General features: G+C 42.8%; 8 protein-coding genes and 2 pseudogenes. 8 read left to right on the top strand and 2 right to left on the bottom strand.

Annotation, left to right across the window (positions count from 1 at the left end):
* Positions 1–95: 95 nt before the first annotated feature.
* Together HCR01_RS36415 and HCR01_RS36410 are read left to right on the top strand one after the other, a co-directional pair.
* Positions 96–797: pseudogene (locus tag HCR01_RS36415) on the top strand (IS630 family transposase); the annotation flags it as partial.
* A 23-nt stretch (positions 798–820) separates the two neighbouring features.
* Positions 821–1,006, top strand: a complete 186-nt coding sequence (locus tag HCR01_RS36410) for an HNH endonuclease (RefSeq protein ID WP_320073264.1) — start codon at positions 821–823, stop codon at positions 1,004–1,006.
* A gap of 258 nt (positions 1,007–1,264) precedes the next feature.
* Here the strand turns inward: HCR01_RS36410 and HCR01_RS36405 are convergent, their stop codons facing one another.
* Positions 1,265–1,453 (bottom strand): hypothetical protein, encoded by a 189-nt coding sequence (locus tag HCR01_RS36405; RefSeq protein ID WP_193200766.1) that lies wholly within the window; start codon positions 1,451–1,453, stop codon positions 1,265–1,267.
* A gap of 1,015 nt (positions 1,454–2,468) precedes the next feature.
* On the opposite strand from HCR01_RS36405, the gene HCR01_RS36400 reads away from it, so the two are divergent.
* The 5 genes from HCR01_RS36400 to HCR01_RS36380 all read left to right on the top strand — a co-directional run bounded on the left by HCR01_RS36400 (position 2,469) and on the right by HCR01_RS36380 (position 4,259).
* Complete coding sequence (locus HCR01_RS36400) at positions 2,469–2,666, top strand: NblA/ycf18 family protein (protein WP_193200765.1); 198 nt, start codon at positions 2,469–2,471, stop codon at positions 2,664–2,666.
* 71 nt (positions 2,667–2,737) lie between these two features.
* Complete coding sequence (locus HCR01_RS36395; protein WP_193200764.1) at positions 2,738–2,917, top strand: chlorophyll a/b-binding protein; 180 nt, start codon at positions 2,738–2,740, stop codon at positions 2,915–2,917.
* Positions 2,918–3,028: 111 nt separating this feature from the next.
* Entirely contained in the window at positions 3,029–3,388 is a 360-nt protein-coding gene (locus tag HCR01_RS36390) for a rhodanese-like domain-containing protein (RefSeq protein WP_193200763.1), read from the top strand.
* A gap of 40 nt (positions 3,389–3,428) precedes the next feature.
* Positions 3,429–3,788, top strand: a complete 360-nt coding sequence (locus tag HCR01_RS36385) for a hypothetical protein (RefSeq protein ID WP_193200762.1) — start codon at positions 3,429–3,431, stop codon at positions 3,786–3,788.
* Positions 3,789–3,920: 132 nt separating this feature from the next.
* Entirely contained in the window at positions 3,921–4,259 is a 339-nt protein-coding gene (locus HCR01_RS36380; RefSeq protein WP_193200761.1) for a 2Fe-2S iron-sulfur cluster-binding protein, read from the top strand.
* A gap of 246 nt (positions 4,260–4,505) precedes the next feature.
* Here HCR01_RS36380 and HCR01_RS36375 read toward each other — a convergent pair whose 3' ends face one another.
* Positions 4,506–4,865, bottom strand: coding sequence for a hypothetical protein (locus HCR01_RS36375; protein ID WP_193200760.1), 360 nt, complete (start codon positions 4,863–4,865; stop codon positions 4,506–4,508).
* 123 nt (positions 4,866–4,988) lie between these two features.
* Between HCR01_RS36375 and HCR01_RS36370 the strand changes: the two are divergent.
* Positions 4,989–6,651 (top strand): annotated as a pseudogene (locus HCR01_RS36370) (IS1182 family transposase).
* The last annotated feature ends 373 nt before the right edge of the window (positions 6,652–7,024 follow it).

Here is a 7,024-nt window from a genome sequence, read left to right as displayed (position 1 = left end):
CAGCGAGCGCAACTACATAGTCCATGACTCCACTCTTTGGCATTAAAAGCTGTAATCCTTATCCTGAAGACCTTACAGCTTTTCTTAGTGCCATTCGGTTTTGTATCCCAGAACGGGACTTAGCACGTTTTATTTCCCAAATGGAAGTAATTTTGGATCTTTACAGTCAACAGCATGGTGAATCAGAACCGCTGATATGTATGGATGAAGCAGCTATACAGTTAACAGGACACGTCTTCGAGCCGATTCCAGTCGAACCTGGTCATGATGCAAAAGAAGATTATCATTACACTCGTGAAGGAGTCCAAGCTTTATTTATGTTCTTCGACCCGAATCGAGGTTGGCGAAGAGTCAGCAATCGTGACCATCGCACTCGTGTAGATTGGGCTATTGAAGTACGTCAATTATTAGATGAAGACTATCCTCATGCTCACAAAGTCAAATTAGTCTGTGATCATCTCAATACTCATAATATCGCTTCTTTATGTGAAGCTTTTCCTGCACCTGAAGCTCATCGTTTAGCCCGAAAACTAGAGATTTACTACACTCCTGGTAATGGTAGTTGGCTCAATATTGCTGAGATTGAATTAAGTGTCTTAAGCCAACAATGTTTAGATAAACGTATTTCTTCATCTGAACAACTTTCTACTGAGTTAGCTGCTTGGCAGAACACACGTAACTGTACTGCTAGTAAAGTCATTTGGCACTTTACTACTGAAGATGCTCGTGTCAAACTTAAGCATCTTTACCCAATTTTTGAAATCGATGAAACAGGTGATTCTAATGCAACATTTTAGTCTAGACACGCCACTACGATGGGATAACAGCCAAAGTTTTAATCAAGCAAGACCATAAGTGTGGGTATTGCGGTCTTCGGTTCATAGACGGTGAAGATATACATCTCCATCACATTGATGGCAACCACAATAACTGGAAATCCCAAAATATGATGGCAGTACATCAATCCTGTCACCAATATATCCACATGAGCAAAAGGGATACTTAAGATTGTCGGGAGCCGGATACACGGAAACGGGTATGTCCGGTTCTAAATGGGAAGGGCGGGAGATAATACTCCCCCTCGACCTAACTCAACCCCAAACTGCATTCGCGACAATGCAACTGTGTCCGCAAGAAACTGCATGAATTCTCCTTGTTTTGACAGGTTTAGAGATCCCACTTGAGATGGATGCAAACACTTCACTCAGATAGTTAGCTTGGGTGACAAGTTAGATTTTTTACCAAGTACCGGAGCTTTGGGGCTTTAATAGTGAATTTTACCCCAACCTCGTTTTTCGCGCTGATACCCCGTTCCCCGTCTGCCTTGAATGTGTTCACCATGAGAAACAGTGCTACCAGGACAACGTTCAAAAGCTGTTTTGTGATTGTTTTGGGAAACCTGACGAAGTTGGGTAAAGGCAGTCTTTAAATTGTCAGAGTTGCTGCCCCACAACTGTTTGGATATATTTTCTACAGGTAATTCCGAAAAAATTCTTTATCATTATTTATTTTATTTGGCAATAAACATTGCAGTTTTGTAACAAAAATGTTAGATTTAATTTACAAAACATTACAAAACCCAAAAGCAAAACTGATAAAAAGCGGTATTAGTGACGGAAGAATTCGGTAGGCTGAACAACTACGCCATCGAATCTTTGAAAGCACATGATTCATGAGCCTCGGTTTAGCTTTACTCAGTATCCAGAAAAACGCGCGGAGACGTTTTGAAAAGTCGCTCTAGCAAGCCTGGGCGCGATTGGTCTGTTGACTGGCTTGTAGGAAATTTAACTTCACCATATACCCTGAACACTTTTGCAATATATAAGGATAAAACCAATGAAACCTAATGTTGGCTTAACTAATCCTTATCTGTTCAGTCCCACTGATGTTGACTTAACTAGTAACGTAAGTTGCTAGTTAGTGCCCCGTAATCGTATCTTTTTGATACAAAATCTCTGTTTTTCAGTGTTGCTAGATACTAAATTTTAAGGTTCTATACTGAAAAATAGGCGTTTTTTGATAACTAGCAGCTTGGGTTAGTACACCACGGCGGAAATAAACCTACCATTCAAAATGGCGCAAAAGCTGAGAATATAAGTCTTTTGACTTCACGACGTTACTAGTCCCTCTGTGTTTAGTCCTGTTGTCTTCAGTCCCGGTTTCAATCACTTTGAGAAAATCAACGCAACTCAAGCCTGGTCACTGCTTTTCACTCTTCGGTAGAAAAGATAAGGCACTTGGACTTAGCCTATACAGTAGGCCATTTTTTCAACCTCAGCTTGATCATGATTGCAAGTATCTTCTAGACTTTCTTGTTCCGACCTTTCTAAACGAGTATGGACACGAAAAGCAGAGCCATTGCCAAAACTAATTCCTAGGAAACTTTTATGGCACAGACAAACCATAAAACATAGCTAGTACAACATCAAACTCACAGTTTTCACCCTAATTGAGTTACAGAAGGCACTATGGCAAAGGATATCGAACTAACTTTAGAGCAAGAATTTAGCCTGAGAAACTTGACCGATCAAGTGCAGCAAATGTCCCGCGAGCAAGCTCAAGAGTTCTTGATCTTGCAGCATAAGCACATGATGATTCGGGAAACAATGTATAAGGAGATTCTGAAACAAGAGTGGAAATTAGATCAAGATTTCGCCTCTCTGTAAAACCACCAAAGCAATCCTTATTTTGCACAAATGAGTAATTCCTTAAAGTCACAAAACTTGGAGTATTAACCATGTCAGCTAACACAAACATCACCTCCTCAATGAACGATAAGCGCAATGCTTGGCTTTGGGGATTTACACCTCAAGCGGAACTCTGGAACGGTCGTTTAGCGATGATTGGCTTTATATCCACCGTCCTGATTGAAGTTTTTTCTGGTAAAGGCTTGCTTCACTTTTGGAGTATTTTGTAGGTCAGCAGTTGTCCTGCTGTGATGCTGACCCCACTTTTTTGCCGTGGACTAGGTCAACTGTTTTACACTGCCTCAAATCAACTGCTGTTGGTAATATATCAAAGGTAAAATATGAATTTCATTCCTAAACCAATCGAGGATAAGTCTAGCGTTGCCAGCCTTAAAAAGCGTCTCGATTGGGGCGAACCAGCCTTGACGATTGTTGATGTCAGAGATCGTAATGCCTTCAATGCCACCCACATCATGGGAGCTGTTTCGATTCCCATGAACGAACTAGTTGCCCGTGCGATCGCTAATTTTGAACTAATCCGCGACATTTATGTTTACGGTGAGACGAATGAGCAAACCGCCCAAGCAGCATTGAATCTGCGTAAAGCTGGCTATAAAAATGTTGCTGAACTGTTGGATGGTCTAGCAGCCTGGAAAGCTATTGGCTATCCAACAGAAGGGTTCTCTGCTGCTCTCACTTAAGTTTCAAAAGTAAACTCACTTAGGAAAAGGGAATTTGACAATGTTTAGCTTTAACCAATTTCTTAATTTACTGCGTCGCACGCTCCTCACAGGATTGCTGGCTGGCTTAATCTGGCTGCCAGGGCTTCCCTTCAACTCAGCGATCGCCATGCCCAATTCGCTTGCTTCGACCGCAACTCCTGCCAAGGGTGATGAGCGTTTAATCGCTCTCATTAGTTGCTTACCCAAGCAACTCAGCCAGCCAAGCTTCAAGCGTGCCTGGGACGAAATGGGCAACGATCAGCTTGAGCGAGCTTTTAACCTCAAGACTAACCCCAAACTGAGTCAAGCAGAAATTGAGTTGAATAACTGTATGAAGCGCCAAGGCTTCACATCTCAGAGTGAGCTACAGAACTCATAGTTGGGGACGCATCTAGCTATAATACTGAGTATTTTGCACTACAGTTGTAGTGCATTAATCGTAGGCTAAAGCCGCATCATGAATTTCCGCTTGAAATGAATATCTAAATCCTAGCAATGGAGATCGACTTTTATGCCTAAAGTAACTGCTCAAGGAACAACCTTTGAATGCGCTCAAGGGGCTAATTTACGTCAGGTGCTGCTCCAGAATGGGATTGACCTCTACAACGGGGCTACTTCAGCGATCAACTGCCACGGACTCGGCACTTGTGGCACTTGTGCAGTTCAGGTAGAAGGGGCTGTTTCAGAACCAGAATGGCGCGAGCGCACACGGCGATCGCTACCGCCCCATTCTCTCGCGCAGAACCGCCGACTAGCTTGCCAAACTCAGGTTTTAGGGGATGTCAAAGTGACAAAGTTTGATGGCGCTTGGGGTCAAGGAAATCAAACCGTTTGGACACCGAATGGTTAGTTCAGTTCGTCCAAATCGAAGATAGGTACGCGGATTGACAGCTAAATATGTTTTGCTGTTTTCGGGGGTAAATCAGCAATCGATACTGACTTGGAAATAGATTTCCATGTGTGCTGGTGTACGCAGTTCATGACGACTGTTGGCGAACTTAACAAATCACCGCAGAGAAGATAGTCAGTACGGGGGAAAGAAAAAAATTCAAAGCCCACTTCCGTGTAATACATGGGGGATAGATTTATCCATGTATTACTTGGAAGCGGTTGTTGATGTAGAAACCAATTCAATTAATCGTTTTAAAGCTTTTTGAGCCGATTTATAGCCGGTCGCTTGTTTACCTAGCTTTAGCTCTGCTAAAACCTGCTCGGCTAAAACTGTCAGTTGTTCAACCTGTGGATTATTTGAAGAAGGTTGTTTGAGAACAGGAGCAACAGTAAACGTCAAATTGTTTTCCCTGACAAAGTTTTCCAGTAAATCAGCCTTGGTGATTCCAAGACATTCGGCGGCAATACCTAATGCTTTCCAGGTAGCGTCCGTTAGTCTCAAAGTGCGAACTTCACGATAATCATCATTTTTAAAGGTAAACTTTCCCTGAATGTCTCGCTTCACAACTCTCGCTTCCGTGTATTACATGGCTTAACTTTAACTTGTTTTACCACGTAACACATGGAAAAAGTTATGCTAGAAAACATCCTCACCTCCGAAGCCAATTTTGTAGATCACAGAATAGTTATGTCTCTACAACCGTACCGGATCAACCCAGTTCCAGTGTCAACTAGCCAAGTTGCTCAAGCAGCTTTTCCTAAAGGCAACTTATATCTAACGATGCGAGATGAAATAGGGACATTCTACAGTGACTACGATTTTGAAACTCTATTTCCTAATGATGGTCAACCTGCTGTCACACCTTGGCGGTTAGCATTAATTTGTGTGATGCAATTTATTGAAGGATTATCAGAGCGGCAAGCGTTTCTGTTGCGGTTCGCAGTCGTATTGACTGGAAATATGCTTTGTCGTTGGAGTTGACTGACCCAGGCTTTGACTTCACTGTGCTGTGTGAATTTAGAAAGCGACTGATTACGGGTGGGGTGGAACAACAACTTTTGCAGCTGATGCTCCAGCAATTTAAAGAGCGTGGGTGGTTAAAGGAGAGGGGTAAGCAAAGAACTGATTCCACTCATGTTTTGGCTGCAATTCGTACCTTGAATCGACTCGAAGGGAATGGGGAAACGCTTCGAGCCGCACCCAATGCCATTGCTACGGTTGCCCCCGACTGGTTACGTTCTTGGGTTCCAAAAGACTGGTTTGAACGTTATAGTCGTGCTTTTGATGAATATCACTTACCCTGCATGAATTACTGCCCGAACCAAATATGCTGAAATCATCGGTAATGACGGGATGCAGTTACTCAAAGTTCTGTGGTCAACGACCAGTGTTGCCTATTTGCGTCAGATTCCGGCAGTAGAAATCCTGCGGCAGACCTGGATTCATCAATATGATGTCGAGAATGACACTTTACGCTTGCGGGCTGCTGCTGATTTACCACCGACTGGCACCCGAATGGATTCCCCTTATGACAAAGATGCTCGTTATGGTAACAAGCGTAGTGTGACTTGGACTGGCTACAAAGTCCACATTACTGAAACTTGTGATGCCGACGAAGTTCATCTAATTACAAATGTTGAGACCACTCAGGCACACATCAGTGATGTAGACCAAACCGAACCAATCCATAATTCTTTGGCATCGAAAAAATTACTCCCAGCATTGCATATCCTTGATGCTGGTTATGTTGACGCTAATTTATTAGTTACCAGTCAAAAACAGTATAAAGTCACAGTTGTTGGGCCAGTGCGTCCTAATGTGACCTAATGTGAGTTGGCAGTCTAAAATTCCAGGGGGTTACGATATTAGCCAGTTTAAGGTAAATTGGAACACTAAGCGTGTCACCTGTCCAATGGGCAAAAAAAGTACCAAGAAGTGGACTCCTTATGAAGATAAGTGGGGCAATCAGGTAATCCGTGTGGGTTTTCCTAGAAAGACGTGTCAACAATGTTCGAGTCGTTCTATGTGTACGCGGTCGGATTCTGCACCCAGAAGACTGACTCTACGCCCAAAAAAAGAACATGAATTACTTCAATCGCTGCGGATTCAACAATCAACTGACTCTTGGAAAGAAATTTATGACACAAGGGCAGGAGTTGAAGGGACAATTTCTCAAGGGGTTAGGGCTTTTGGATTACGGAAAGCTCGTTATACCAGTTTAGCCAAAGTCCATTTACAGCACGTAATCACAGCAGCAGCAATTAATGTGGTGAGGATGGTGAATTGCTTACAAGGTGTACCTCATGCTAAAACACGGACATCAAGATTTGCCGCACTCGCTATTACTTAAAGAATTCCTGAATTGAAACCCTGAATCACCTCTAAATCTCTACTTCCTTCTACCGTGTAATACATGGATAACTCTATTCCTTCGTGTAATACACGGAATCAGGCTTTGAATCTTTTTCCTTCTCCCGTGCTGACTATCTTCTCTGCGGTGATTTGTTAAGTTCGCCAACAGTATCCATTGCTACCAGAACGCCCAAGAGAAGTTGCCACAACGGGAGAGGAGTGCGGTATCGGGGTTTCCTCAACAGGAGCAACTCCAAGAGGAGTTGACGCAAGACACTTCTCTTCTTGTGAGCAAAACAAAATTAAAATATTCTTACTAAAACTCCATCCCTTCATGGGTGGACTATTTACCAATTCTAAATACTAACTAC

The organism is Nostoc sp. MG11 (genome assembly GCF_014904695.1).
Taxonomy (GTDB): Bacteria; Cyanobacteriota; Cyanobacteriia; order Cyanobacteriales; family Nostocaceae; genus Komarekiella.
This window is presented reverse-complemented; position numbering and strand designations above follow the sequence as displayed.

Excerpts from the sequence above, each read along its gene's own strand:
- HCR01_RS36380 (WP_193200761.1), top strand. The coding sequence starts at position 3,921 with ATGCCTAAAGTAACTGCTCAAGGAACAACCTTTGAATGCGCTCAAGGG.
- HCR01_RS36400 (WP_193200765.1), top strand. The coding sequence starts at position 2,469 with ATGGCAAAGGATATCGAACTAACTTTAGAGCAAGAATTTAGCCTGAGA.
- HCR01_RS36395 (WP_193200764.1), top strand. The coding sequence starts at position 2,738 with ATGTCAGCTAACACAAACATCACCTCCTCAATGAACGATAAGCGCAAT.
- HCR01_RS36390 (WP_193200763.1), top strand. The coding sequence starts at position 3,029 with ATGAATTTCATTCCTAAACCAATCGAGGATAAGTCTAGCGTTGCCAGC.
- HCR01_RS36385 (WP_193200762.1), top strand. The coding sequence starts at position 3,429 with ATGTTTAGCTTTAACCAATTTCTTAATTTACTGCGTCGCACGCTCCTC.